Annotated in this window: 30 protein-coding genes, 1 pseudogene and 1 other annotated feature; of the genes and pseudogenes, 12 read left to right on the top strand and 19 right to left on the bottom strand. The window is 67.6% G+C overall.

The features are described 5' to 3' along the window. Window positions 1-86 precede the first annotated feature (86 nt). Window positions 87-527 (top strand): MarR family winged helix-turn-helix transcriptional regulator, encoded by a 441-nt coding sequence (locus ALI144C_RS38125; protein WP_076992119.1) that lies wholly within the window; start codon window positions 87-89, stop codon window positions 525-527. Here the strand turns inward: ALI144C_RS38125 and ALI144C_RS38120 are convergent. Beyond that, window positions 506-1441: a helix-turn-helix transcriptional regulator gene (locus ALI144C_RS38120; protein WP_076992118.1), complete on the bottom strand. Its 936-nt coding sequence runs from the start codon at window positions 1439-1441 to the stop codon at window positions 506-508. The two genes, ALI144C_RS38125 and ALI144C_RS38120, sit on opposite strands and share 22 nt — an antisense overlap. A 51-nt stretch (window positions 1442-1492) precedes the next feature. Between ALI144C_RS38120 and ALI144C_RS38115 the strand changes: the two genes are divergently transcribed. Further along, window positions 1493-2623, top strand: a complete 1131-nt coding sequence (locus ALI144C_RS38115; protein ID WP_076992117.1) for an epoxide hydrolase family protein — start codon at window positions 1493-1495, stop codon at window positions 2621-2623. A gap of 2 nt (window positions 2624-2625) precedes the next feature. Here the strand turns inward: ALI144C_RS38115 and ALI144C_RS38110 are convergent, their stop codons facing one another. The 5 genes from ALI144C_RS38110 to ALI144C_RS38090 are packed head-to-tail and all read right to left on the bottom strand — an operon-like array spanning window position 2626 to window position 6607. After that, window positions 2626-3276, bottom strand: coding sequence for a response regulator transcription factor (locus ALI144C_RS38110; protein WP_076992116.1), 651 nt, complete (start codon window positions 3274-3276; stop codon window positions 2626-2628). Next, the gene (locus ALI144C_RS38105) at window positions 3273-4412 is read right to left on the bottom strand and encodes a sensor histidine kinase (protein WP_076992115.1); all 1140 of its coding nucleotides are present in this window, start codon (window positions 4410-4412) and stop codon (window positions 3273-3275) included. The genes ALI144C_RS38110 and ALI144C_RS38105 overlap by 4 nt, the downstream gene beginning before the upstream one ends. A 14-nt stretch (window positions 4413-4426) precedes the next feature. Then, on the bottom strand, window positions 4427-5242 hold the full coding sequence (locus ALI144C_RS38100) for an ABC transporter permease (RefSeq protein WP_237774515.1): 816 nt from the start codon (window positions 5240-5242) through the stop codon (window positions 4427-4429). Then, window positions 5235-6131 carry an ABC transporter ATP-binding protein gene (locus tag ALI144C_RS38095; protein WP_076992114.1) on the bottom strand — a complete coding sequence of 299 codons (897 nt, stop codon included), beginning with the start codon at window positions 6129-6131 and terminating at the stop codon, window positions 5235-5237. The genes ALI144C_RS38100 and ALI144C_RS38095 overlap by 8 nt, the downstream gene beginning before the upstream one ends. Beyond that, window positions 6128-6607 (bottom strand): hypothetical protein, encoded by a 480-nt coding sequence (locus tag ALI144C_RS38090; RefSeq protein ID WP_076992113.1) that lies wholly within the window; start codon window positions 6605-6607, stop codon window positions 6128-6130. Before ALI144C_RS38090 ends, ALI144C_RS38095 begins: the two co-directional genes overlap by 4 nt. A 204-nt stretch (window positions 6608-6811) precedes the next feature. On the opposite strand from ALI144C_RS38090, the gene ALI144C_RS38085 reads away from it, so the two are divergent. Continuing rightward, window positions 6812-7750 carry a zinc-binding dehydrogenase gene (locus ALI144C_RS38085; protein WP_237774514.1) on the top strand — a complete coding sequence of 313 codons (939 nt, stop codon included), beginning with the start codon at window positions 6812-6814 and terminating at the stop codon, window positions 7748-7750. Window positions 7751-7766: 16 nt separating this feature from the next. On the opposite strand, the gene ALI144C_RS38080 is transcribed toward ALI144C_RS38085, so the two are convergent. The 3 genes from ALI144C_RS38080 to sigC form a co-directional block, all read right to left on the bottom strand. After that, window positions 7767-8393: a TetR/AcrR family transcriptional regulator gene (locus ALI144C_RS38080; RefSeq protein ID WP_076992112.1), complete on the bottom strand. Its 627-nt coding sequence runs from the start codon at window positions 8391-8393 to the stop codon at window positions 7767-7769. An 18-nt stretch (window positions 8394-8411) separates the two neighbouring features. Next, window positions 8412-9707 carry an FAD-dependent oxidoreductase gene (locus ALI144C_RS38075; RefSeq protein WP_076992753.1) on the bottom strand — a complete coding sequence of 432 codons (1296 nt, stop codon included), beginning with the start codon at window positions 9705-9707 and terminating at the stop codon, window positions 8412-8414. 211 nt (window positions 9708-9918) lie between these two features. Next, on the bottom strand, window positions 9919-10488 hold the full coding sequence (sigC, locus tag ALI144C_RS38070) for an RNA polymerase sigma factor SigC (protein ID WP_076992111.1): 570 nt from the start codon (window positions 10486-10488) through the stop codon (window positions 9919-9921). A 132-nt stretch (window positions 10489-10620) separates the two neighbouring features. Between sigC and ALI144C_RS38065 the strand changes: the two genes are divergently transcribed. Next, on the top strand, window positions 10621-10917 hold the full coding sequence (locus ALI144C_RS38065; protein ID WP_076992752.1) for a GNAT family N-acetyltransferase: 297 nt from the start codon (window positions 10621-10623) through the stop codon (window positions 10915-10917). Then, a complete protein-coding gene (locus ALI144C_RS38060) occupies window positions 10914-11813 on the top strand; it encodes a pirin family protein (RefSeq protein WP_076992110.1) in 900 nt (299 codons plus the stop codon). The genes ALI144C_RS38065 and ALI144C_RS38060 overlap by 4 nt, the downstream gene beginning before the upstream one ends. Window positions 11814-11817: 4 nt before the next feature. Here the strand turns inward: ALI144C_RS38060 and ALI144C_RS58030 are convergent, their stop codons facing one another. The 4 genes and pseudogenes from ALI144C_RS58030 to ALI144C_RS38045 all read right to left on the bottom strand — a co-directional run bounded on the left by ALI144C_RS58030 (window position 11818) and on the right by ALI144C_RS38045 (window position 13498). Further along, window positions 11818-12174, bottom strand: a complete 357-nt coding sequence (locus ALI144C_RS58030) for a hypothetical protein (protein WP_076992109.1) — start codon at window positions 12172-12174, stop codon at window positions 11818-11820. A gap of 36 nt (window positions 12175-12210) precedes the next feature. Further along, window positions 12211-12276 (bottom strand): annotated as a pseudogene (locus ALI144C_RS59245) (hypothetical protein); the annotation flags it as partial. Window positions 12277-12348: 72 nt separating this feature from the next. Continuing rightward, window positions 12349-12462: a sequence feature (AL1L pseudoknot), on the bottom strand. Continuing rightward, a complete protein-coding gene (locus ALI144C_RS38050) occupies window positions 12420-12737 on the bottom strand; it encodes a transposase (RefSeq protein ID WP_076992108.1) in 318 nt (105 codons plus the stop codon). It overlaps the preceding feature by 43 nt. A gap of 86 nt (window positions 12738-12823) precedes the next feature. Next, window positions 12824-13498 carry a peptidylprolyl isomerase gene (locus tag ALI144C_RS38045; RefSeq protein WP_076992107.1) on the bottom strand — a complete coding sequence of 225 codons (675 nt, stop codon included), beginning with the start codon at window positions 13496-13498 and terminating at the stop codon, window positions 12824-12826. 75 nt (window positions 13499-13573) lie between these two features. On the opposite strand from ALI144C_RS38045, the gene ALI144C_RS38040 reads away from it, so the two are divergent. Beyond that, window positions 13574-14791: a sialidase family protein gene (locus ALI144C_RS38040; RefSeq protein ID WP_076992106.1), complete on the top strand. Its 1218-nt coding sequence runs from the start codon at window positions 13574-13576 to the stop codon at window positions 14789-14791. An 8-nt stretch (window positions 14792-14799) separates the two neighbouring features. Next, window positions 14800-15255 carry a protein-tyrosine phosphatase family protein gene (locus ALI144C_RS38035; RefSeq protein WP_076992105.1) on the top strand — a complete coding sequence of 152 codons (456 nt, stop codon included), beginning with the start codon at window positions 14800-14802 and terminating at the stop codon, window positions 15253-15255. On the opposite strand, the gene ALI144C_RS38030 is transcribed toward ALI144C_RS38035, so the two are convergent. Next, the gene (locus ALI144C_RS38030; protein WP_076992104.1) at window positions 15230-15637 is read right to left on the bottom strand and encodes a DoxX family protein; all 408 of its coding nucleotides are present in this window, start codon (window positions 15635-15637) and stop codon (window positions 15230-15232) included. The two genes, ALI144C_RS38035 and ALI144C_RS38030, sit on opposite strands and share 26 nt — an antisense overlap. 253 nt (window positions 15638-15890) lie before the next feature. On the opposite strand from ALI144C_RS38030, the gene ALI144C_RS58025 reads away from it, so the two are divergent. Genes ALI144C_RS58025 through ALI144C_RS38015 form a run of 3 tightly spaced genes read left to right on the top strand, consistent with a single transcriptional unit; the run spans window position 15891 to window position 17643 of the window. Then, entirely contained in the window at window positions 15891-16205 is a 315-nt protein-coding gene (locus tag ALI144C_RS58025; protein ID WP_076992103.1) for a hypothetical protein, read from the top strand. Next, window positions 16198-16818 (top strand): DUF6879 family protein, encoded by a 621-nt coding sequence (locus ALI144C_RS38020; protein WP_076992102.1) that lies wholly within the window; start codon window positions 16198-16200, stop codon window positions 16816-16818. The genes ALI144C_RS58025 and ALI144C_RS38020 overlap by 8 nt, the downstream gene beginning before the upstream one ends. Window positions 16819-16866: 48 nt before the next feature. Continuing rightward, the gene (locus ALI144C_RS38015) at window positions 16867-17643 is read left to right on the top strand and encodes a DUF6082 family protein (protein ID WP_143231119.1); all 777 of its coding nucleotides are present in this window, start codon (window positions 16867-16869) and stop codon (window positions 17641-17643) included. A 6-nt stretch (window positions 17644-17649) separates the two neighbouring features. Here ALI144C_RS38015 and ALI144C_RS38010 read toward each other — a convergent pair whose 3' ends face one another. The 4 genes from ALI144C_RS38010 to ALI144C_RS37995 are packed head-to-tail and all read right to left on the bottom strand — an operon-like array spanning window position 17650 to window position 22125. Continuing rightward, window positions 17650-19128, bottom strand: coding sequence for a glutamate-cysteine ligase family protein (locus ALI144C_RS38010; protein WP_076992100.1), 1479 nt, complete (start codon window positions 19126-19128; stop codon window positions 17650-17652). 3 nt (window positions 19129-19131) lie between these two features. After that, window positions 19132-20364 (bottom strand): ATP-grasp domain-containing protein, encoded by a 1233-nt coding sequence (locus tag ALI144C_RS38005; protein ID WP_076992099.1) that lies wholly within the window; start codon window positions 20362-20364, stop codon window positions 19132-19134. Window positions 20365-20380: 16 nt separating this feature from the next. Beyond that, window positions 20381-21106 carry an esterase family protein gene (locus tag ALI144C_RS38000; protein ID WP_076992751.1) on the bottom strand — a complete coding sequence of 242 codons (726 nt, stop codon included), beginning with the start codon at window positions 21104-21106 and terminating at the stop codon, window positions 20381-20383. Then, a complete protein-coding gene (locus ALI144C_RS37995) occupies window positions 21103-22125 on the bottom strand; it encodes an alpha/beta hydrolase (protein ID WP_202819154.1) in 1023 nt (340 codons plus the stop codon). The genes ALI144C_RS38000 and ALI144C_RS37995 overlap by 4 nt, the downstream gene beginning before the upstream one ends. Before the next feature lie 50 nt (window positions 22126-22175). Here ALI144C_RS37995 and ALI144C_RS37990 point away from each other — a divergent pair, with 50 nt between their 5' ends. After that, window positions 22176-22994, top strand: coding sequence for an SMI1/KNR4 family protein (locus ALI144C_RS37990; RefSeq protein ID WP_076992098.1), 819 nt, complete (start codon window positions 22176-22178; stop codon window positions 22992-22994). 52 nt (window positions 22995-23046) lie between these two features. Further along, complete coding sequence (locus ALI144C_RS37985) at window positions 23047-23649, top strand: TetR/AcrR family transcriptional regulator (protein WP_143231118.1); 603 nt, start codon at window positions 23047-23049, stop codon at window positions 23647-23649. A 23-nt stretch (window positions 23650-23672) separates the two neighbouring features. Here the strand turns inward: ALI144C_RS37985 and ALI144C_RS37980 are convergent, their stop codons facing one another. Continuing rightward, window positions 23673-24302, bottom strand: a complete 630-nt coding sequence (locus ALI144C_RS37980; protein WP_076992749.1) for a LuxR C-terminal-related transcriptional regulator — start codon at window positions 24300-24302, stop codon at window positions 23673-23675. Window positions 24303-24333: the final 31 nt, after the last annotated feature.

The raw sequence follows: 24333 nt of genomic DNA, 5'->3' as shown, positions 1-24333 counted from the left end.
ACTGAGTTGTACACAACTTAGTTGGACAAAATGAGGCCTGAGGCACTTGAGTTGCCTGTTACCGAGTTGTGCGTCACTATCGGGTGATGTCACTGCGACTCGACGACCAGGTGTGCTTCGGGCTGTACTCCGCGTCCCGAGCGGTGACCGCCCTCTACCGCGCCCTGCTCGAGGACATGGACCTGACGTATCCGCAGTACCTGGTCATGCTGGCGCTGTGGGAGCAGGACAACCGCCTGGTCAAGGAGCTCGGCTCTGAGCTGAGCCTCGACTCCGGCACGTTGTCGCCGTTGCTCAAGCGCCTCGCGGCGGCCGGGCTCATCGAGCGCGTGCGCCAGACCGACGACGAGCGCGCCGTACGGGCCGCGCTGACTGACAAAGGCAAAGCGCTGTGCGAGCGGGCCGAGCGGATCCCCGGCATCATCGGCGAGGCGATGGGTCTCGACGGCGACGGCCTCGCCCGGATGCGAACCGACCTCGACCGGCTGACGGCCTCGGTGAACGCCTACCGCGAGTCGCTGGCCTGAGTGAGCCTCTCGGCGAGCTCACGGACCCGCGCCACGAGCTCCGGCGGTTCCTGCACGGTGAAAGGGAAGTCGAACAACCCGACGTACAACACGATCTCGTCGAGCGAATTGGCCCCCGTGTGCAGCACGCAGCTGCGGTCGTCGATCGCCTCGAGCATTCCCGTGGTGGGCGAAACCCGTTCCGCGGCGACCTCGGTCGGCACGCCGAGAGTGATCTTCGCGTGGTATCGGTAGGCCGAAGTGGACACCCCACGGGACACGTATCCCGCCAGTTCCGGGATCTCCCTCGGCGCGAAGCGCGGACCGGTCGGGATCTTCGGTCGTAGCCGGTCCACCCGGTAGGTCCGCCAGTCGGCGCGGTCGATGTCCCAGCCGACCAGGTACCACCGCCGTCCCGTGTGGACGACCCGGTGCGGTTCGGTCCGGCGCGTCGACAGCGTGCCGTCGTGGGACTCGTAGTCGAACCGCAGGACTTCGTGGGCACGGCAGGCCGTCGCGATCGCGGTCAACGTGTCCGGGTCGACCGTGGGTCCGCGTGACGGCAGGGTCTCGGTGACCGAGTGCACCAGGTTCACCCGGTGTCGCAGCCGTGACGGCAGCACTTGTTCCAGTTTGGCCAGCGCGCGCAGCGAGCTTTCCTCGATGCCCGAGATCGTGCCGCTCGCCGCCGTGCGCAGGCCGATCGCCACCGCGATCGCCTCCTCGTCGTCGAGCAGCAGGGGAGGGAGCTTCGCGCCCGCGCCCAGCCGGTATCCGGCCAGTCCCTGCGACGCCAGCACGGGATACCCCAGGTCACGCAGGCGTTCGATGTCGCGGCGGACGGTCCGTACGTCGACCTCCAGGCGCTGCGCCAGGTCGGCGCCGCTCCAGTCACGCGAGGTCTGGAGCAGGGACAACAGCCGAAGAAGTCGCATGGTTCCAGCTTAGGACCGAAACTGCCCTAAGTGGCTTCTAGTGTTGTTCTCATGAGCGAAGAGATCACCGAGTTCCGCATCGAGATCCCCCAGGCCCGGCTGGACGACCTGCGGTCGCGCCTGGCGAACACCGTCTGGCCCGCCGCGCTGCCCGGCGACTCCTGGGACACCGGCGTGCCCGTCTCGTGGCTGCGTGACCTGGTCGAGTACTGGCGCACCGGCTACTCGTGGCGCGACGCGGAGGCGAAACTGAACGCGTACCCGCAGTTCACCACCACGATCGACGGCCAGCGGATCTACTTCATGCACGTCCGGTCGGCCAACGAGAACGCCACGCCCCTGCTGCTCACGCACGGCTGGCCCGGCTCGGTCGCGGAGTTCCTCGGCGTGATCCCGCTGCTCACCGACGAGTTCCACCTCGTCATCCCGGCACTGCCCGGCTTCGGGTTCTCCGGCCCCACCAGTGAGCCCGGCTGGGACACGAGCCGGATCGCACGGGCGTGGGTGACGTTGATGGACCGGCTCGGCTACGAGAGGTTCGGCGTGCAGGGCGGCGACATCGGCGCGGCGGTGAGCCCCGAGGTGGCGCGAGTCGCGCCGGACCGCGTGATCGGCGTGCACATGAACGGTCCGTTGACGATCCCGGAGTTCCCCATCCCCGAGGACGAGTGGGCCACGTTCACCGAGGTGGAGCGCGACCGGCTCAACCGGACCGAGGCGTTCCTGCGCGAGGAGATGGGCTACATCGCGATCCAGTCGACGCGCCCGCAGACGCTGGCGTACGGCCTCGTCGACTCCCCGGTCGGCCAGCTCGGGTGGATCATGGACAAGTTCCGCGAGTGGACCCATCCGCGCACGGTGAACCCGGACGAGATCGTCGACCGGGACTGGCTGCTGACCAACGCGATGATCTACTGGCTCACCGGGACGGCCGGGTCGGCCGCCTACGTCGGCTACGCACAGGACACCTCGTGGGGAGAGGTCGCCAAGAACTCCGGTGTGCCGACCGCGATGATCGTGTTCGCGCACGACGCGGGCGTCCGGCGTTACCTCGAAGCCGAGCACACGATCGTGCGGTGGACCGACGTCGACCGCGGCGGGCACTTCGCGGCCATGGAGGAGCCGGAGGCCCTGGCCGGTGACATCAAGGAGTTCTTCGCCGGGCTACAGGTCGAAACGTGACCTTAGGTGAGACCTGACTGGTAGGCGAACACGACGAGCTGGGCGCGGTCCCGCGCGCCCAGCTTGATCATCGCCCGGCTGACGTGGGTGCGGGCCGTCGCCGGGCTGACCACGAGTCGCTCGGCGATCTCGTCGTTGGTCAGGCCCTGGCCGACCAGGCCGACAATCTCCAGCTCGCGCTGGGTCAGGGTGCCCAGCCGCGGGTGGGGTTTCACGGCACGGGACGGTCCCGAGGCGAACTCGCTGATCACCCGGCGGGTCACCGACGGCGACAGCAGCGCGGCGCCGCCCGCGACCAGCTTGATCGCCGACACCAGCTCGTCCGGCTTGGTGTCCTTGAGCAGGAACCCGCTCGCGCCGTACCGCAGCGCGTCGAAGACGTACTCGTCGAGTTCGAACGTGGTCAGCACGATGATCTTGGTGTGGTCCAGCGCGGGGGACGCGACGATCCGCCGGGTGGCCTCGATGCCGTCGATGCCCGGCATCCTGATGTCCATCAGCACCACGTCCGGCCTGATCTCCTGCGCCCGGGCCACCGCGGCGAGACCGTCCGCCGCCTCGCCCGCGTACTCGAGGCCGTCCTCGTTCTCCAGCAGCGTGCGCAGGCCGAAGCGGATCAGGTCCTGGTCGTCGACGATCAGCACCCGGATCATGCGTCCCCCTCCAGGAAATTCGACCGCACGGAATTCGACCGCACGGAGTTCGGCTCGAGGGAATGCGGCACAGTCGGCAACCGCGCCCGTACCTCGAACACGCCGAGACCGGTCGGCCCGGCGCTGAAGTCCCCGCCCAGCGACGTGACTCTCTCACGCATGCCGGGAATGCCGAACCCGTCGCCCACCGCGACCTCGTCGGCCGGGTTGGACACCACGATGCGCACGGCGTCGTCGTCGTAGTCGATCTTTACGGACGCCTGTTTGACCGGGCCGTGCTTGAGCACGTTCGTCAGTGACTCCTGTACGACGCGGTACCCCGCCAGGTCCACGGCGGCGGGCAGTGCGCGTTCCGCGCCTGCGACGTGGAGATCGACTTCGACCCCGGCGTGGTTCATCCGGTCGGCCAGGTCGCTCAGCAGGCCCAGACCCGGTGTGGGGGCTCGGCCGCGCACGACGGTCAGGGTCGCGCGCAGTTCGTCCAACGCCCCGGTGCTGGTCTCGCTGATGGCTCGCAGCGCTATTTCGGCCTGCTCGGGTTTCTTGGCCAGTACGTGCAATGCGATGTCCGCCTGCATCTTGATCGCCGCGAGCCCGTGGCCGACGACGTCGTGCACCTCCTGCGCGACGCGCAGCCGCTCGTCGGAGACCCGTTCCCTGATCATCTCGGCTCTGGTGCGTTCGACCGACTCCCGGTTGACGCGCACGAGCACGCCGATGGCCAGCGGAACGATCGCGAAACCGGCCGCCGGGATCAGCCCGTACGCGCCGCTGGCCGAGGACGGGTGGACCAACAGGTGCGACACGAGCACCACCAACGCGATCCCGGTTCCTGTCGCGGCGCGGTGCAACGGGAGGTGGCGGCCGACGGTGTAGGTCGCCACCGAGAAGGTGAACATGACAGGCCCGTACGGGTAGCTCAGCAACAGGTAGGTCGTGAGCAGGACCGTGTTCGCCAGCAGTGTCGGCAGCGGCCACCGCCGTCTGGCGGCGAGCGCGAGTGCCGCGCTCGCCGCCAGTGCGAAACCCAGTACGTCGGGTGGCAGGTCCACACCGGTCTGCCAGTGCAGTGTCGCGGTCGTCACCACGCTGACGACCGCGAGCGCGACCGCCAACGCGATGTCGCCGACCTTCATCCTCTGCTCCGGTTTCACTTGATGTCGCGGCGTTGCAGCAGCCAGCCGCCCAGCACGGAGAATGCCAGCAGGTAGGCCGCGATGACCACGGCGGCGTGCGCGCCGCCGACGATCGGTTCGACCCCCGGCGGGCCCGCGCCGCCGATCAGCGAGGCCACCAGCGCGCCCGCGTTCGGCCCCGGCAGGCCTTTCTGCATCTCGTTGACCCAGGTCAGCAGCGGTGCCGCGATGGCGGACAGCAGGTTCTGGACCGCCAGCATCCACACCAGGCCGAGCCCGATCGGCAGCGCGACCCCGCGGAACACGATGCCGAGCAGGACGCCGAGCGCGCCCCACATCATCGTCACCAGCCAGCCCGCGCCGAACCCGGTCACGATGTCCACAACGGACGGCCAGGCCAGCGGCTGGTCGGCGAGCGCGGCGACCACGACACTGGCCAACGCCGCGAAGACCAGCAGCACCAGCACGAGCACGGCCACGCCCACAGCGACCACGGTCAACTTCGCCGAGTACGCCCGGAGCCGCGAAGGCCGTTGGGAGAGCACGGTTTTCCACGTCTCCCAGCCGTACTCGCTGCCCGCGACCAGCACGCCGAAGATCAACGCCAGTGCGCCTGCGAACAGCGGGAGGCCGCCGATCGCGCTGGACACGAACTGGCCGGGCAGCATCGCCGCGAGCCCCCGGTTGATCCCGCCCGCCGCGGTACCGGTGTAGCCCGCGTACGGGATGACGTAGGCGAACGTGAGGGTCTGCAGCACCGCGATGCCCAGCAACAGCCACATCGCCGGCCTGCGGACCTGCTTGGTGATCTCGGCCCTGATGTCAGTCAACACCGTTCCCGCCTCCTGTCAGTTCGAGGAATGCCCGTTCGAGGTCGGGCTCGCGCCACCGCACCTCGCTGACCGCCAGCCCGGCGCCGACCAGCTCGGAGTTGATCTCCGCGGCCCGGCCCGGTTCGACCTCCAGGTCGAACACCCGGTCGTCGACTGCCACGTGCGCCTCGCCGAGCAGCGTGGTGAGCACGGTCCGCGCCTGATCGAACGGGTGCGCCACGACCCGCAGCGTCCCGCCCGCGCGCAATTCGGCCACGGTCGTCTCGGCGACGAGTTCGCCGCGCGTGATCACGCCGACCCGGTCGCAGATCTGCTCGACCTCGGCCAGCAGGTGGCTGGACAGCAACACCGTGCACCCGTTCGCGGCCAGCTCGCGGATGGTCACCCGCATGTCGGCCATGCCAGCCGGGTCGAGCCCGTTGGTGGGCTCGTCGAGGATCAGCAGTTCGGGCTCCTTGAGCAGCGCCGCGGCCAGGCCGAGGCGCTGCTTCATGCCCAGGGAGTACGTCCCGTACCTGTCGCCCGCGCGGCCGGTCAGGCCGACCGTGCCGAGCACCGCGTCCACCCTGGTCCGCGCCACGCCCGCGTGGTCCGCGAGAACAAGGAGGTTCTTGCGGCCGGACAGGTACGGGTAGAACGCGGGCCCTTCGATCAGCGCGCCGACCCGATCCAGGTATCCGTGACCAGGTGGCTTGCCCAACAGCCGGACACCGCCCGAGGTGGGCCGGATCAGGCCGAGCAGCATGCGCAACGTAGTTGTCTTGCCTGCGCCGTTCGGACCCAGGAATCCGTAGACCTCACCTCGGTGCACGGTCAGGCTCACGTCCTTGACCGCGGTGACGTCGCCGAACTTCTTGCTGAGGCCAGTCGTCTCGACCGGGTTCATGACTTGTCCTTCCTGAGCCGTCCCCACGGTTTGAGCACGGAGATGACGGTGGCGAACAGAACGGCGGCGGTGGACACGATCGGCGGGAAGAGCATGTCGCCGGGAACCGCGCCGCTCAGCGACCGGCCCATCTCGGCGGCCTCGTGCACACCGGGCCGCAGCGCGAAGACGACCAGCAGGATCAGCACGACGCTCATCACCAGCTTGACGAACACCCACCAGTACCTGACCAGGCCGTACCTGGTGCCGAGGCCGAGAACGATCCCGCTGACCAGGCTCGCGAGCCCGGCGATGATCAACGGCCACACCGCGAACAGTTCGACTGCCTGCAACGCCACCGAGACGGTCAGCGGATCGGACGCGCTCATGGCGGTGACGACCAGGACACCCAGCACCAGGTCCATCCCCAGCCACGTGCCCCCGGACGCGATGTGGACGATCAGCCACACCTTCCGCGTGTTCTTGCCCAGTTTCATCGGTCTTCCCCGCGCCGGAGCCGGGCTTCTCGGCGGGGGACGCACGTCGGGTTCCATGACTGAAATCGTCGCCGGACTCGGCGAGACGAGCGTCCGCGCCGGTACGGATCTATTCGTACGCAAATCCGCGTACCCGCCCAGGTCCACAAGGGACTCCAGTGGCGGGTTCCAAGATCATCGGAATACGGTGGTGCACCAAGGTGGTTGACGCACCTGACGGACCTGTTCGACTCGCTTGTGGAGGCATCGATGCGCGCCATGGTCACGACCCCTGGCACCGAGTTCGGGGTGCGGTTGCGGGAGGCCCCGGACCCGGCGCCGAAGCCCGGCCAGGTCCTGATCGAGGTGCGCAACTCCTCACTCAACCACGGGGACGTGTCCGCGGCGGGCGGTGCCAAACCGGACAAGGTGATGGGCTGGGACGCGGCGGGTGTCGTGGTCCAGGCCGCGGCGAACGGCGAAGGACCGGAGGTCGGCGCGAACGTCCTGACGTTCGGCGGCAGCGGGGGATGGGCGGAGAAGCGCGCGGTGTCCGTCGGGGAACTCGCCGTCATCCCGGACGGAGTGGACATGGCGGACGCGTCCGCGCTGCCGATCGCCGGTGTCGCCGCGCTCAGGGCGCTGCGGCGGTCCGGTGAACTGACCGGCAAGCGCGTGCTGATCACCGGGGCGTCCGGCGGAGTCGGCCGGTACGGCGTTCAACTCGCGGCTCTGGAAGGCGCGGAGGTCGTCGCGTTGGCCCGGCGTGGCGACGGGCTGGCCGAACTGGGCGCGACCGAGATCGTGGCGGACCTGGACGCGGTCGGGCCGGTCGACATCGTGCTGGAGAACGTGGGCGGCCCGACGCTCGTGCGGGCGTGGGAACTGGTCAAGGCGGGCGGCGTGCTGCAGAGCATCGGCTGGACGTCGATGGAGCCCGCGGTGTTCCCGCCGTACGCCACTGTCGGCCCGGCGAAGTCGCTCGTGTCGTTCGAGTCCGGCGACGGATACGCGCCGGACCTGGCCTACCTGCTGAAACTGGTCGCGGACGGCAAGCTCACGGTCGACGTCGGCTGGCGCGGCTCGTGGACCCGGTTCGACGAGGCCGCGGCCGAACTGCTCGGCCGCCGGATCTCCGGCAAGGCCGTGCTCGACATCGACTGAGACTGCCCCGCAATGATCAAGAGCGTTGGCGGGTATGGCCGGAGATGCCGTGTTCGACCGCGTCGAACGCCTGGTTCAGCCGCTGGCGGTGCGTTGTGGCGATGTCGGTGAGGTCGTCTCCGGCGAGTCGGCGTCGTACCGTCTCGACGGCGACTGTCCGGTATGCGGCGACGAGCAGGGCCGCGGCCAACGTGCTGTCGCCGGAGAACGTCGTGTCCGTGTCGAGCTCGGCGGCCAGCTCTGTCTCGATCTCGTACGCGAACGCGCGGAGCCGCGCGATCAAGGCGGGCGAAGCCGTGATGGTCCGCATCATCGGTTCGATGTCCCCGTTCAGGCCTGAGAGCACATGCCGCTCCTCCGCCAGTGCGAGGGCGGCCTGACGGAACGACTCGACGGCGCTGATGTCGTCGGTCCGTTCACGGAGTGCGGTTCGCACGATGTCGACCACGTCGGGAAGACGATCGAGCAGGAGGTCTTCCTTCCGTTCGAAGTGCGAGAACACCGTCACCTTGGACACGCCGGCGGCCGCGGCGACCTCGGCGATCGTGACGTCGTCGAAGCCGCGCTCCACGAACAGCTCATTCGCGACCTCAGCGATGCGCGCTCGCGTCTTCGACCCGCCGCGATCTCCTCGGTTCGGCATGTGAAAAGGCTCCCTCACTTAATCCAGTAAGGTTATACGGTAAGGCATGTCGGGCGGCCGTTTCTGACCGGCACGGAGGTCCGGCCTGTCGGGCAGCTGCCAAGCGCCGCCCCGGTCCTCCTGGGAGAACCGCGCGACGAGGTCGGGGACGCGCAGGAAGGCGGCCAGTCCCGAGACGGTGAGGAAGGCGTTGATCCCGAACCGGCTGATGGGCATGCCGAGGCGCAGCAGGCGCGGGTTCACCGCGGCCTGGATCTCGTCGACGAACGGGCGAAGTGTGGTGTCGTAGTTCGCCAGCGCCCGAGGCAGTTCAGTGGGGTGTCGGTTGATCTCACCAGCCAGGACGTAGGCGCCGACCAGACCGCCGGAGACCCCCATACCGCTGTAGGGGGAGGCGCAGTACGCGGCATCCCCGACAAGGGCCACGCGGCCGCGGGACCAGGAGTCCGTGCGGACCTGCACGACCTCCTGGGAGTAGAAGCTCGCGGTCGTCCGCATGCCTTCGATGAACCTGTCGGTCTGCCATCCCGCGTCCCGGAACCGCTCGACCCAGAACTCCTTCTGGCGTTCGACCGGCTCGCGGTGGACGGCCGAGGCTTCCTCCGACGTTTCCCGAAGCACGAAATACACCTGGGTCTCGTCTGGGGCGTGACTCCTGCGCATGATCATCCGGCCGCCGGGGGCGAGGTAGGTGTCGCGGATGTTGCTGTCCGACGCGATGCGCGGAACGAACCAGTACGACATGTGCATCCCCATCCGCCAGTACGGCTCCGGACTCCCGGCGGGCAGGATGGCTCGACGGACGCGCGATCCCTGCCCGTCGGCACCGATCAGCAGGTCGAACTCGTCGGACGAGCCGTCGGAGAAGTGCGCGACGACCTTGTTCTCATCCTGTTCGAAGCGGTCGATGCCCATCCCGAAGACGTAGTCGACGTCGTTCTTCGTCGCATCGTGGAGTATGCGCACGAGGTCGCCGCGCATGATCTCGTACTCGGACGTCAGGGTCTGGCGGCCCTGGCCGGACGTGTTGGCCATGATCGTCGCTCTCGCCTTGCCCTGGGCATTCACGAAGGCGACGCCGGCTTCGTCCACGAGCTTGCTCTTCACGACGTCGAGAAGGCCCATGGCCTCGACCGCCTCGATGCCTTGACCGCGGAGATCGACCTGGGCGCCCGTGGCTCGCAACGCCGGGAAACGCTCGACCACGACTACTCGATGACCACCCCGCGCGAGCCAGTAGGCCGTCGCCTGCCCTGCGATACCACCGCCGCACACGAGAACTTTCAAGCGGTGTTTTCCGGATGCGGATGTCATGACACCGATTCCCTCCGACGCGACTGACACTTACTCAATAAGCTTACCGAGTAAGTTTACCGCGTATGAGCGGCGACGGGCGGCAGCGGGTCGGCCGTGTGGGGGTGCAACCAATGTGGCCTTCGGTGCGCCTGGCGCAACCAAGGCCACATTGGTTGCGTTTCATGCAGGTGCATGGGATGCGCCCCGGTGGACATAGCCGGTCACAGCACTAGGCGAACCGCCGCCGAGGCGTGTCGGTGTCCTTCATGGACGTGATCAGGTCGTCGCGGGCCCTGGCGACCCGCGACCGGATCGTGCCGACCGGGCAGCCGCATACCTCGGCGGCGTCCGCGTACGACAGCCCCAGGGTCTGGGTGAGCACGAAGGCCTCCCGGCGCTCCGCGTCGAGCGAGCGGACCAGCTCCTCGAGGACGACGCCCTCCTCGAAGCCGGGGGCCTGCTGGACCCGTTCGGCCGCCGTCTGCCAGTCCGGCATGTCCGCGTGCCGCGGTCGCACCTGCGCCGCCCTGATCTGGTCGACGACCACCCGGCGCGCGATCGACAGCAGCCACGTCCGCGCCGACGAGCGACCCTCGAACCGGCCGATGCTGCCCAACGCGCGCAGGTAGGTCTCCTGCGCCAGGTCGTCGGCCAGCTTCGGGTCCGCGAGGTGTGCCACGAACCGCCACACGTCCCGCTGAGTGGCACGGATGAACCGCTCCAACGCGCCGCGGTCGCCACGTCGGGCCGCGAACGCAAGCTGGGTGATCTCGGTGTCCTCAGGCCTCACAGTTACCACAACGTAGTGGATCGATCCCGCGTTCAGTCAGGCCCGGTCGTCGCAACCTGCGCGAGGGTGCCGGCGGAATGCGGGATCGCCGGAATGCGTCACTATGGACACGACAAACCGTTCTCAGCCGAGAAGGACAAGATGACTGACGAAACGACCCAGGTCGTGCGCAACGCGGACAAGAGCCGCTACGACGTGCTGCACGGCGGTGAGCTGGCCGGATTCGCGGCGTACACCGAGGAAGGCGACCAGGTCGTCTTCACCCACACCGAGATCGACGGCGCCTTCGCGGGCAAGGGCCTCGGCAAGGTCCTTGCCGGTGGCGCGCTGGACGACGTCGTCGGCCGGGGCAAGGTGATCGTGCCGGTCTGCCCGTTCATCGCGTCCTTCGTGCGCAAGACCGACCAGTACGACGACTACGTCAAGTGGTTGGGATGAGCGATCTCACCGGCCCGGAGTACTTCGAGGCCCGCGAGGTGCCCCTCGGCGGGGTGCGCGGCGTCCAGGTGGACAGGATCCTGCCGCAGCGCGAGCTGCCGACCCTGGGGGCCTGGTGCTTCCTCGACCAGTTCGGCCCGGACGTGGCCAAGATGGTCGTCCTGCCCCATCCACACATCGGCCTGCAGACGGTCACGTGGCCGCTGTCCGGCGAGATTCGCCACCGCGACAGCGTGGGCAGCGACGTGATCCTGCGGCCCGGTCAGCTCAACCTGATGACCAGCGGACGTGGGGTGTCGCATTCGGAGGTGTCGGTCGGCACAGGTCCGCTGCACGCGCTCCAACTGTGGGTGGCACTGCCCGCGGAGGCGACGGGTATGCCCGCCGCGTTCGAACACCACCCGTCCCTGCCGCACTACCAGGACGACGGCATCGACGCCCTGGTGTTCATGGGCGCGCTCGGTGACGTCGAGTCCCCGGCCACCACGTACACACCGCTGGTCGGCGCACAATTGGAGATCACCGAGGCGACGGTGCCGCTGCGGCCGGACTTCGAGTACGGGCTGCTCGTGCTCGACGGTGCCGTGCGGGTCGCGGGAGTGGAGGTCAAGCCGGGCCCGTTGCTGTACCTGGGCACTGGCCGGGATTCGCTCACGATGACCGGTCCGGCGCGCGCGGTCCTGCTCGGCGGCGAACCGTTCCCCGACGACCTGGTGATGTGGTGGAACTTCGTCGGCCGCGACCACGACGAGATCGCGGCCGCCCGAGCGGACTGGGAGGCCAACGCCGAACGCGGGCGCTTCGGCGCGGTCGCCGGCCACGGGTCCGACAGGATCCCCGCCCCGATCCTGCCGAACCTCCGCCTCAAACCCCGCAGGCAGCCGACACGCGGCTAGACGGCTAAGCCGTCTGGACGACCGGCGCGGTCAGCTGCCGGTTGTACCACTGGATGATCGAGTGGGCCGTCGGGCTCACCCCGACGGTGCCCGTCGAGATGTCCACACCGGACGCGGCCAGCCGCTCCCCGTAGCGGATGACGGTGTGCCCGGGATGCCAGGTGCCGCCCCACAGCGCGCTCTCCAACGCGTTGAGCACCAGGTCGGTCGTGACCACGGGGGACCGTTCGTAGGCCAGGATCCGGTGCGCGGACTCGTCGACGACGTACAGCGCGCCGCCGATGAAGTCGACGAACCACCGCCGGACCCCCGGGCCGCTGTCGGCTGGTCGCGGCCCGCCGGAGATCCGCAGGTCACGCATCAGCCGTTCGACAGTGCAGCGAGCGACCTGGATGCCTTCCTCGTTGAGCCGCCGCCAGATCCGCCGCGAGCCCGACGAGGTCTCGGCGAAGACGCGGAGGATCTCCCGTTTGATGTCCTCGTCCCGGCGCGAGCGCAGCGACGGCGGCCGGACAGCCGCCGCGTAGTAGGTGGACGGAGCGATCCCCAGAACCCGGCAGATCGGCTCGACTCCGAACGTGCGCTTGTGCTCGCTGACGAACTTGATCAGCTGGTCGGTCGCGGGTCGAGCTCCCGCGCGAAAAAAGCCGACGCCGCCTTGAGGATCTCGTTGGACCGGCGCAGCTGCTGAACTTCCTTGGTCAGCTCGGTGATCCGGCGTTCGGCGGAGACGTGCTCACCGGGCGTCTCGCCGTGCAGTTCGGCCTGCCGGACCCAGCCGCGTAGTGACTGGTCACCGATGCCCAGGTTGGCGGCGACCTCGGCGATCACGCCGTAGGAGTTCCCACGGGCACGCCGGGTGTCGAACACCTGCCGGACTGCTCTGACTCGGAGGTCATCTGGATACTTCTTCGGTGCGGGCACGGCTGGATAGTGACGGGCACGCGCACACGTCCCGCATAATCCGCGTACAAAGCCTAAGACTTCGCGCGGCCGTGCCCGCGACCGGCCTAGAAGGTGAGCGCCGCCTTTACGATCTTCACCGGCTTCGCGGGCAGCCCGTCGCCCGGGACCTTCGGGTCCGTGTCGACGATGCCGTTGGCGACGATCCTGTCGAGCACGTCCATGCCCCGCACGACCCGGCCGAACACCGAGTAGTTGGGGGCGATCTTGGCGAAGGAGTGCACGATGAAGAATTCGCTCCCGTTGGTGCCGGGGCCCTGGTTGCCCATCGCCACGGTGCCGCGCGGGTAGGTCTCCTTGCCGGTGACCTCGTCGGCGAACTTGTACCCCGGCCCGCCGACCTCGGCCTTGATCAGGTCGCCGCACTGCAGCACGCCGAGCCGGGCGTTGTCGGTCAGCCGCCAGCACTGGCTGTTGTCGTAGAAGCGCTGCACGACCAGGCTGGCCATGTTGTGCGCGGCGCACGGCGCGGCACCGGCCCGGTTGAGCTCGATCACTATCGGGCCGTAGTTGGTCCTGAAGGTGACCTTCTGCGTGCCGATGGTCAGCGCGAACGGCAGCGGGCGCAGGACGGGCTTCGGAGACGGGTTCTCCGGCGTCGGGGTGAACTCGCAGCGGACAATCGGCTTGTGCTGGCCGGTCGGCGCTGCCTGGGCCGGTGCCGCGGCGAGCACCGAGGCCGCAAGCGCGACAACACTGGTTAATACCCAACGAGTCTTCATGCCGAGACAATAACGACGACCGTGACGAAGTGCTTTGTAGCTCGCTTGTACCCCGGTCGGTGAGGATCGGGTCCCGTGAAGCATTGGGCAAGACTGCTCCTGGCAGCCACCACCGTCATGACCACCGCGCTCCCGGCCACCGCGGCGGCCGCCGCCGAGTCCCACTCCGAGCGGATCATCTTCGACGGCGGGGGCGACGACACGCTCAACGGCATCCGGTACCACTCCTTCCGGATCCCTGCCCTGATCCGCACGAACGCCAACACCCTGATCGCGTTCGCCGAGGGCAGGGCCGCGGGCAACGGCGACTACGGCAACATCAACCTGTTGTACAAACGGTCTACCGACAACGGCGCCACCTGGTCCAAGCTGGCCGAGGTCGTCGGCTCCGGCCAGGGGGTGTGGGGCAACCCCACCCCGGTCGTCGACCGGTCGACCGGCCGGATCTGGCTGTTCATGAACCACCAGCCGGACGGTCACCACCCGGTCGACTCGTGGGACGACCGGCAGGTGTGGCTCTCGTCCAGCGCCGACGACGGCGTCACCTGGCAGGCGCCGGTCAATCTGTCCGCCAGCCTCAAACCCAGGAACCTCGCCACCGGCAAGAGCTGGAACTGGGACGCCGTCGGGCCCGGAGTCGGCATCCAGACCACGGTGCGCAATCCCGGCAGGCTCGTGATCCCGGCACAGCACCGCAACATCTACAGCGACGACCACGGCACGACCTGGAAGGTGCAGGTCCTCGAGACGACAACCGGCGCGGCGATGGAACAGACCGGCGAGTCCACTGTGCTCGAACTGGCCGACGGCAGGCTGTACCGCAACGACCGGCCGACGTCGGCCAACTGGGCGAACGTCAAACGCCGCTGGGTGGCCAGGGGCACGATCGAGTCCGGCTTCACGCCGTTCTCCGGCGCGGACTGCCTGCTCGACCCGCTCAACGAGGCATCGACCATGCGCTACAACGCCGACACGCCCGCCCGTCTGGCGTTCGTGAACTCCGCGAGCACGACGACACGGACCAAGATGCGGATCCGGATGAGCGAGGACGAGGGCAGGACCTGGAGCTACAGCCGTCCGTTCTCGGACGCGCCGCTGCCCGGCGAGAGCTCGACGTACAAGGAAGGCGGCTACTCCAGCATCGTCAAGACCGCCGACTACCACGTGGGCGCACTGATCGAGGTCAACGAGAACACCGGCAGCAGTTCCACGTCCCACCGGTCCATCGCGTTCCGCAAGGTGAACCTGCCGTGGATCCAGGGTGGGGTGCGGGAACCGAACTGCGTGGAGTAGAAAGGCGTATGACCGGTTCCCACCTTGAAGGCGCGATCCAGTTGCCGAACGGGACCTGGATCCGCGGCCGGGGCCTGCGCAACCCCGAGCCGCCCGGCGGCAAGCCGGAGTACGGGCTGTACCTGGGGACAGCCAAGTTGCGGCGCAAACACGGCGACGGAATCGACTGGCCGCACGACTGGCTCGAATGGCCGGACTTCCTGCTGCCGAAGGACACTGCGGACGCCGTCCGCGCGATCCGCGAGCTGTACGACACGGCGAGTTCGGGCAAGCACGTCGAAGTCGCGTGTGGGGGTGGCGTCGGCAGGACCGGCACAGTGATGTCCTGCCTGGCGATCCTCGCGGGGGTCGCTCCCGCCGACGCCATCCCGTGGGTGCGTGAGCACTACAACCACCGGGCTGTGGAAACCCCGTGGCAGCGCAAGTGGGTCCTGCGGTTCAGCGACCGGGCCTCAGTCGGCTGAAGAAGGCGGTGATGTCGCCGCGACGGAAGATGGCGACGATCACCGAGGCGAGCAGCAGGATCAGGGGCAGAGTGGCGTCTCCGTTGTCGAGGATGAACAACTCGGTACCGGAGGCGCCCACCATGACCAGCGCCAGCCCGAGCCCGGCCAGTCCCGACAGACCAGGGATCAGCAGGCCGATCGCGCCCGCCGCCTCCAGCACACCGGTGACGTACCGCAGCCACTGGCCGAAACCGATGTTGTCGAACTTCTTCACCATGCCGGTCTCGAAGAACAGCATGTAGGCGCTGTAGAGGAAGTAGGCGGCCAGCGCGATCTGCAACAGCCACAGCACGATGTTGACGACCAGCAACGCGCCTTTTGTACCAGTTCCGTCGGACATGGCGACACACTGTACGCATGGTCACCCGTCGTCAAGTGCTCGCAGACCGGTTGCGTTCGCAGGTTGTTGGTGCCGTCCGTGTGGAGGGTGAACATCCCACTGCTGGCTTCGACGGTTCGCGGTATGCCTCATCTGCATGGCCTCTGTGAGATCGACTATTGACCTGTACGGGTGACGAGGGCAGCTTCTTGGTGTGGTTTCACAGGTCGCTCGATACTGTTTGTTTGTTTCGCATTCCGGTGGGAGGTTGATTATGGGCAGCAAGAGCAGTGAACGTGGATGGGAAGCGGATCCGGCGGCGGCATTCGAGCGGCGATGGGGAAAATCGGCCAAAGAGTTGACATATATCACCGCGGGCGGCGACGACGATGAGCTGAGTAAGACCACGGAAGTCTGTCCGGACGTCTGGGAGTTGACCAACGGGGACGTCGCCGTGATCGGTCGCGACCTGACCGACGTGTACCGCGGGCGTCTTCCTGATGGTGTCAAGCTGGCCGAGGATGAACGTGTGGTTGTCGTTCCGAGGGAAACAATGGTCGCCGCCAAAGGGGACATTCCGGATGCTTGAGAGTGTCCGGCGGGAGCCGGGTGTATTTCTTCCGCTGGACGACTATCTGGCTGAAGCGCCGAGGGAGCGGAAGGGGTTGGCCGATGTCGTGAACAAGATTGAACGCAGGCAGTATTTCGACGAGGGGGACGATCCGAGTTGGCTGGCGTTCACGGCAGGTGACTGGGACTCCGCCGTCCGGTTCAACGAAGCCGACCGAACTGACCTTCTCGGCTACTTTTCCGACCAGGCTGCTCGCGGTGTCGTTTTCCAGCGCGTGCGGGTCGTGGAATTTCCGATCACGCCTTATGTGCAATGGGAAATGAATGCGCTGAAGGTTCGTGCGGAGTGCGGTGAGAAGATCAGGGTGGTGACCGCTTCCGCTGTGCGTGACTATGAAGGCGAAAATCAGATACCTGAGGTCCTTGTCCTTGGTTCGAGAGTGATGTACGAGATACTTTACGATGAGCGGGGTGTCCCGTTCGGCAGTCGCAGAATAACGGACGAGAGTGTTGTGTCGGCAAGTCGAGGGGAGATCGAGCGACTGTACTCGATGGGTGAGGATATTGCCGATTTCTACGAGCGGGAACTGGTGCGTCTTCCACCGCCTGACGTCAGTCGGCTGCCGAGCTAGTCCCTGTTTCGTCGATCTGTCGAGAGGGCGGGCTGATACAATCCGCGAATGGCTCGAGCGGTACGACGGATGCGGGTGACAGGCGGGCTGGGTAAGAGGCGTCGTACACTGCCGGTAGTACTTCTGGCGGTATTCGCCGTCATTGCGGTGGTCTTCTCTCCTTTTGCTGTGTGGCTGATCGGACGATATGGGACCAATTCGGATTGGCAGCTGCTCAGTAATGTTGGTCAGACTTATGGCGCGGTATCGGCTCTGGTCGCGGCTATCGCGCTCATCGGTGTCGTCGTCTCGTTGATCATTCAGAGTCGCGAGGCGAAAGCGACCCGGGCGAGTGCGCTTCGCGGGCTGCATGTCGATCTCCTGCGAACGGCCATGGATGATCCGGTCTACATGGAGTGCTGGGGAGAGTACGCCACCGACAGCTTTGCGGCTGAACGTCAATTCACATACGTCAATTTGATTGTCTCCTACTGGCGTTCGGTCTACGATCTCGGCGAGGTCGATGATGCGACCCTGTCGGTCGCGTGTGGCGAGATTTTTTCGGCGATGCCAGGACGGACTTATTGGCAGAAGGTGGGACCGCGGCGAATGAAAACGGCGCCCACCCGCCGCGATCGCCGATTCTATGAAATCATTGACCAGGCTTATCGCGCTGCTGAACATCGGCCAATCGTGGCCCCGCCGCGTGTGGCTCATGCCCCAGGGGTTCGGGGGCCCGCATCGCCTGCCGTCGACAGGAAACACTTCGTGCTTCCGTTCGTGGCGGGACTACTCTTTTCGGTTGTCATCAAGGCCCTTGGGCGTGTGCTGTTCCGGCGGGGATGACTTCCTTCAGTCGATCGGCCACGAGTGCACGGGCGTGTTGGAGTGCATGTTGGTGATGTAGAGGTTCAACATCGTGCGCAGTGCCGTGTAGCGGTCGGTGTTGTCCCGCTCCTCGATCCGCGTGACCTCGCTGACCTGCCAGGTGGCGCCGTTGCGGCCGGTCAGGCAGCGGTCCTGGATGATGCCGAGCAGCCGGTCCCGCTCATCGGGATGCACACCCCAGCGATCCAGACCCTCGTACGCCAACGGCAGCAACCGGCGCAGCACGAGTTCCGCGGCGGGCACGAAGCCGACGCCCGGCCAGTACAGCTGGGCTTCGATGCCCTGGCGGGCGCCGAGGTGGAAGTTCTCCTCGGCCGCGCTGAAGGACATCTGTGACCAGATCGGCCGGTCGGCCTCGGCGAGCATCCGGACCACACCGAAGTAGAACGCCGCGTTGGCCAGCGTGTCCACGACGGTCGGCCCGGCTGGCAGGACCCGGTTCTCCACCCGCAGGTGCGGAGTTCCGTCGACGACGTCGTACACCGGGCGGTTCCAGCGGTAGATCGTCCCGTTGTGCAACCGCAGTTCACCCAGTGACGGGATGTTTCCGGATTCCAGCTCCTCGAACGGGTCCTCGTCGTCCACAATGGGCAGCAGGGCCGGGTACAGCCGGACGTTCTCCTCGAACAGGTCGAACACCGAGGTGATCCACCGCTCGCCGAACCACACCCTCGGCCGCACGCCCTGCGCCTTCAGTTCGTCGGACCGGGTGTCGGTCGCCTGCTCGAACAACGGCACCCTGGTTTCCTGCCAGAGGTGTTGCCCGAACAGGTAGGGCGAGTTCGCGGCCAGCGCGAGCTGCACGCCCGCGATGGCCTGCGCGGCGTTCCAGTACGCCGAGAACTGCGCCGGGCTGACCTGCAGGTGCAGTTGCGTGCTCGTGCACGCGGCCTCCGGCGCGATCGAGTCGCACGTGACCTCGAGGCGTTCGGTGCCTTCGATCGAGATGTGCATGTCCTCGCCGCGCGCGGTGAAGATCTGGTCGTTGAGCAGGGCGTAGCGCGGGTTTGCCGACAGGCTGTCCCGCGTGAGGTCCGTGGCGCGCAACGTCGGCAGGATGCCGACCGTCACCATGTGCGCGCCTTTCGTGCGGGCCTTGTGCTCCGCCGCGTTGAGACTGTCGCGGACCTGCTTCTCGAACGCGGTGACGCCGCCGCCGGACAGTTCGCGCGGCTGGACGTTGATCTCGATGTTGAACTGGCCGAGTTCGGTGACGAAGTCCGGGTCGGCGATCGCGGACAGCACCTCCTCGTTGCGCATCGCCGGTTCGGTCTGGTTGTTGACCAGGTTCAGCTCGATCTCCAGCCCGGTCATCGGCCGCTCGAAGTCGAACCGGGCCTCCTGCAGCATCCGGGCGAACGCGTCAAGACAGCGCCGCACCTTGTGCCGGTAGCGGGTTCTGTCCTCGCGGCTGAAGGTCCGCCGCTCGACTTCCTGACCCATCGCTCAGCCCTCCTGGATCCAGAGTCCGATCAGGCCGCGGAAGTGCGCGACGAACCGATCATGCTCGGCCGGTGGATACGTCGCCCGCACTGTGTCGACGAGCAACGAGTCGAAGTCGGGCGACGACACCCAGTCCCGGACCATCGTGTCCACATTGGGCAACGAGGTCGCGCAGAACTCGTGGTAGGCGGCCGTGTCGAAGTACTTGTCGGCCAGCTTGCCGTACTCGGCGAGCTTGGCGCCGTAGTCCAGCTCGGAGTCGGCGACCTCGAAGTACTTGCGGGTGTCCAGATCCAGCCGGGGCCTGCGGCCGGTCACCGCGCAGAACACCGACCACTTCAGCAGCGCGCCGATCGCCCACGGGAAGTAGTAGTGCAGCGAGGTGATCGAGATGTCCGGGCACGCGTTGGCGTAGTCGATCGGGTAGATCTCCTGGCCGACCACCAGGCTCTCGCACGAGTTGAACTCCCACCGGAAGAACGCGTTGATCAGCCGGGAGATCGTGACGACCTCGGAACCGGCCTGGTCGGACAGGAACCCGTGCTGCACGGCGTAGCGCTCGTGCATCGGTTTCTCCGGCTGGAACCGCATGACCATGGTCTCCGGGCCGATGGTCAGCGACCGGGCGAACGAGTCGTAGCCCTCCACCGACGCCTGCAGGTGCATCAGCATCTCACCGGACGAGTCGTACGCCTCGTGCAGCGCCTTCGGGTCGGTGATCCGCGAGACACCGCGCCACGCGCCGCCGTCGTAGGGCTTCATGAACAGGGGATAACCGACCTCGTCGGCCACGGCGTCCAGGTCGAACGGCTTGTTGTACTTCGCCGCGGTGAAGGCGTACTTCGCGTGGTCGACCGGATTCTTGTACGGCACAAGCCAAGTCGGCGGAACTTTCAACCCCAGCCGCATCATCGCGCAGTAGGCGGCGTGCTTCTCCATGGACTGGAACGTGAACGGGCTGTTGAGCAGGTACACGTCGTCCATCAGCGCGACCTTCTTCAACCACTCACGCGGCACGTAGTACCAGTACGCGAGCCGGTCGATCACCAGGTCGTAACGCGGTTTCGCACGCAGGTCGAACGGCTCGATGGTGATCCGCTCGGTGCTCAACGAGTGGTCGGCACCCGACGGACCGCGCACCGGCCCGAGCCGCGCCACCAGCGTCTCGAACGCGCGCGGCCAGTCCTCCTCGGTGCCCAGCAGCAGTCCGAGCAAGTGCTTTGTGCTGTCCGGCATGCGCGGCCTCTCTTCCTCAGCAGAACCTGGGCAGGTGGTGGGCGACCTGGGCGCGCCACGACGGCCAGTCGTGCGGCACGTCGTGCCCCCATACGTCGAGTTCGCAGCGCAGGCCCTTGTCCCGCAGCACATTGGCCATGTGCCGGGTGGACGGCAGCGAGCCGGTCGTGTCCTCCCACTGGCCCTGGCCGACCACCAGCAGTACCGACAGCCTGGACCGCAACCACTCCAGGTGATCACCGTCCAGGTTCGGCACGAAGTCGACCGGGTTGGCGAAGTACGTCGCGTCGCCGCGCTCACCCCAGCCGTGCCAGGAGGACGCGTCGTAGTTGCCGGACAGGCCGATGGCGAGGGGGAACAAGTCGGCGCGGCGCAAGGCGAAGAGGACCGCGTGGAACGCGCCGAGCGAACATCCCATCGTGGTCACCTCCTGCGGTCCACCACAGTCAGCGTGGATCATCGGCAGCACGTGATCAAGGACCCACGCCTCGTACGTGCCATGGTGCCTCGCGCGTTCTTCCAACGGGATCGACCGATTGGACCACGACGCGCCGTCGTGGGAGTCGACGCAGTAGAGCTTGACCCGACCGTCCTCGAGCAACGGCCGGACCGCGTCGATCATCCCGTTGCTCTCCCAGTCCCACGCGCGGCCCTGCTCGGACGGGAACACCAGCAACGGCTTGCCGTAGTGGCCGTACGCGATCACCGTCCCGCCGGCCACGTCCACCTGGTCACGTCTCAAGATCCCTCCCACACCGTGCGCAGCAGGTCGGCCAGCGCGGGGTCGAACGCGTCGCGCCACCCCACATAGTTGTGCGCGTCCGGCACCTCCACCAGTCCTGTCGGGTATCCCAGCGCCACCAGGGCCGCGGCCAGCTGGCGGTTGTTCGCCAGGTTCTCCTCGGCGAGACCGCACGTGATCGTCACCGGGATCGGCCTGCCCTTTCCCGTCCCGCGTACGACACCGCCGACGAACCTGGTGATCCGCCCGAACCGGCTGTACCCCGACTCCTGCGGATCCAACCGCCGGTCGAAGAACGAACCCGACTGCAGGAACAACCCGCCGAACAGGCTCGGCCTGCGCCGGTGCGCGTGCAGCATGGCCAGCCCGCCGAGGCTCGCGCCCATCCCGACCACGGGTTTCTCCACCGGGACGCGGTTTCGGATCGCGGGCAGCAGGTCACGCGCGAGGGTGCGGACGTACTCCGGATTGCCGGAGTACTCGTCATCACGATCACCCGGCTGGAGCAACGCGACCCGGTGCGGGATGTCGAACCAGGCGGCGAACCGCGTCAACCCGGCGAGCCGGTCGTACTCCGGGCCGTCGTTGGCCACCAGCAACGGCATCGGGCCCTCGCCGGGCGACCACAGCTGGGCCTTGATCCCCGGGACGTCCAGGTCGACGACCTCACCTGCCGGGGGCGTGTCGAGCCAACGCGGGGCGGCGTAGTCCGGGAACTGGACAACGGACTTGTCGCCGAACGCTCCGGGCGCGCGCAGTTCGTTGCCGGGGTCGCAGATCTCCTCGACCCGGCCGTCGCGGTGCCGCAACTGCAGGCGGTATTCCATCCGCCAGACCGGCGGGCGGTTCAGCGGCAGCGTCCAGCAGCCGTCCGCGTGCGTGAACTCCAGTGCCGCGCCGGGCAGCGACAGGGCGGGCAGCAGCCTGACCCCGGCGAGGACAGGGCCGGTGTCAGGCAGCCGGAACCTCACCGAGCTCGCCGTGACCAGCGGTCCGGCTTCGACGGTCGTTTCGTCCACACCGATCACACTCTCACGGCCGCGCGGGATCCGTGGAATAGTGCGTCGCCGTGAAACCACACAGGGGGCAGGTTCTCGCGGTTGTCGGCATCGTCGTCGCTGTCGTGACGGTCGGCGTGGTGACGGTGTTGCTGGCGTCCAACACCGAACCTGGTGCGGGCCCACGGGTCTCGGCGACGAGCACCACCAGGAAGACGACAACGCCCCCGCCGCCACCTCCGCGGCCGACGCTGACCGTCGACTCGGGATGCCGGATCGGGCAGGGGCCGAAGGAACTGGTGAAAGTGCCCCAGCGGGTGACCGGCCGGATGAACAGGGCGTGGGAGCGGATCGAGAAGTGGCTCGCGGCCAACGCGCCCGCGACCGCCGCGACGCTCGCCCCGCCCGCCGACCCCGGGCTGATCGCCGAGACGCAGCGGCAGATCGGTGTGCCCTTCCCCGCCGAACTGGTCGCGTTCCTGCGGCGGCACGACGGTGCGGGCACGGACATGCGAGCGGGCTTCGCGTTGCCGCCGTTCTACCGGCTGCTGTCGACGAGGTACATCGGCGAGGAAGCCAAGATGATGTGCGACGTGCTGAGCAAGAGCGGACACGACGAGAGCGTCGGTTGGTGGTGGCACGGCCAGGTTGTGCCGTTCGCGCACGATGGCGGCGGCGGCAACCTGCTGCTCGACCAACGACCGGGGCGCGACGGCTGGCTCGGTGACCACTCCGAGGAGTCGGAGATGCGCTTCGACACGTATCCGCGCACGTTGACCGAGCTGCTGGAGATGACGGCGACTTCGCTGGAGACCGGTGGCGTCGTGCTCAAGCACTACCGCCCCAAGGTGGTCGACGGTGAGGTTCTCGAGTGGGACATCATTCCGTGAGACAGCACCGCTGTGCCGGTCAGCGGGACGTGAATGCGGGTACGGTGACCGGGTGCCGTCAAGCGATCGGATGCGCCGGGACGCCGAGACCAACCTGCGCAGGGTGCTCGACGCCGCGGCCGAAGTGTTCGCAGGCCGTGGGCTCGACGCGACGCTCGCCGACGTGGCCGGGCACGCGGGCGTCGGCGTGGGCACGGTCTACCGGCGGTTCGCCAACAAGGACGAGCTGATCTACGAGGTCTACCGCGGGCCGCTCGTGCGCGCCACGGAACTCGCCCGTGATGCCAGCGAGGCCGACGACGTCTGGTCGGGGTTCGTGCGGTTCTTCGAGCGGTCCATCCGTGACCTGGCGGCCGACCGCGGCCTGTGGGAGCTGACCACGGGCGGCTTCAACCAGTCGTTGGGCTGGGCGCGCGGCACACCGCCGACCAGGCTGGCGCAGTTGTTCGCGGACAACCACAAGGTCATGGGTGCGCACCTGGACAAGCTCGTGCGCCGCGCCAAGCAGGCCGGTGAGCTGCGTGCCGACTTCGAGGCGCGGGACATGACACTGCTGTCGGCGGCTGTGCAGGCGACCATCACCGTCGACGACCAGGCTTCCCGGCGGGTGCTGGGGTTCATCCTCGACGGCCTGCGTCCGCGGGCGCCGTCCTGATTGTCCTGTTCGGACAACCGGCTTCAACAGGCCGCCATGAGGTGTGTGGGTGGTCGCTTGCGGCGCGCGTAGTCGATCGCCGCGGCCCGGTCCGGTACTCCCAGCTTGGCCAGTATCAAAGGGATCTGGTTGCCGACGGTCTTCGCGGCGATGCCCAGGCGTGCCGCGATCACGGCGTTGCCGCAGCCTTCGCCGAGCAGCCGCAGGATGTCCTGTTGCCGGTCGGTCAGCCCGTCGTCGGGTTCTCCCACGACGACCGACGCCAACGCGGGCAACCGCGCCGCGATCCGCGGCCCGAGAACCGCTTCACCCGCGGCCACCGACTCGATGGCGCGCACCACGCTCGTCGGGGAGGCACTTTTGTGCAGATATCCGCGCACTCCCGCGTTGACCGCGGCGCGCACGGATTCGTCGTCGTCACGGGTTGTGAACATCAGCAGCGCGGCGCCAGGCACGGCCCTGGCGACCTGCTCGACGGCGGCGAGCCCGTCGAACTCGCCGACCACGACGTCCGGACAACACGTGAGAGCCGCGTGGACCAGCTCCGACGAGCCGTTGACCTGCCCGGCAACGGTCATGCCCGCTTGCGTGACGAGCACGGCCAGGCCTGTCCGCATGACCGGATCGCGGTCGGCCAACAAGATTCGCAGCATCGGATCCCCTTCGCGCACTGACTGAGTGTCA

Source organism: Actinosynnema sp. ALI-1.44, assembly GCF_001984155.1.
GTDB lineage: Bacteria > Actinomycetota > Actinomycetes > Mycobacteriales > Pseudonocardiaceae > Kibdelosporangium.
The sequence above is the reverse complement of the archived record's forward strand: the minus strand, read 5'-3'. Positions and strand labels throughout refer to the sequence as shown.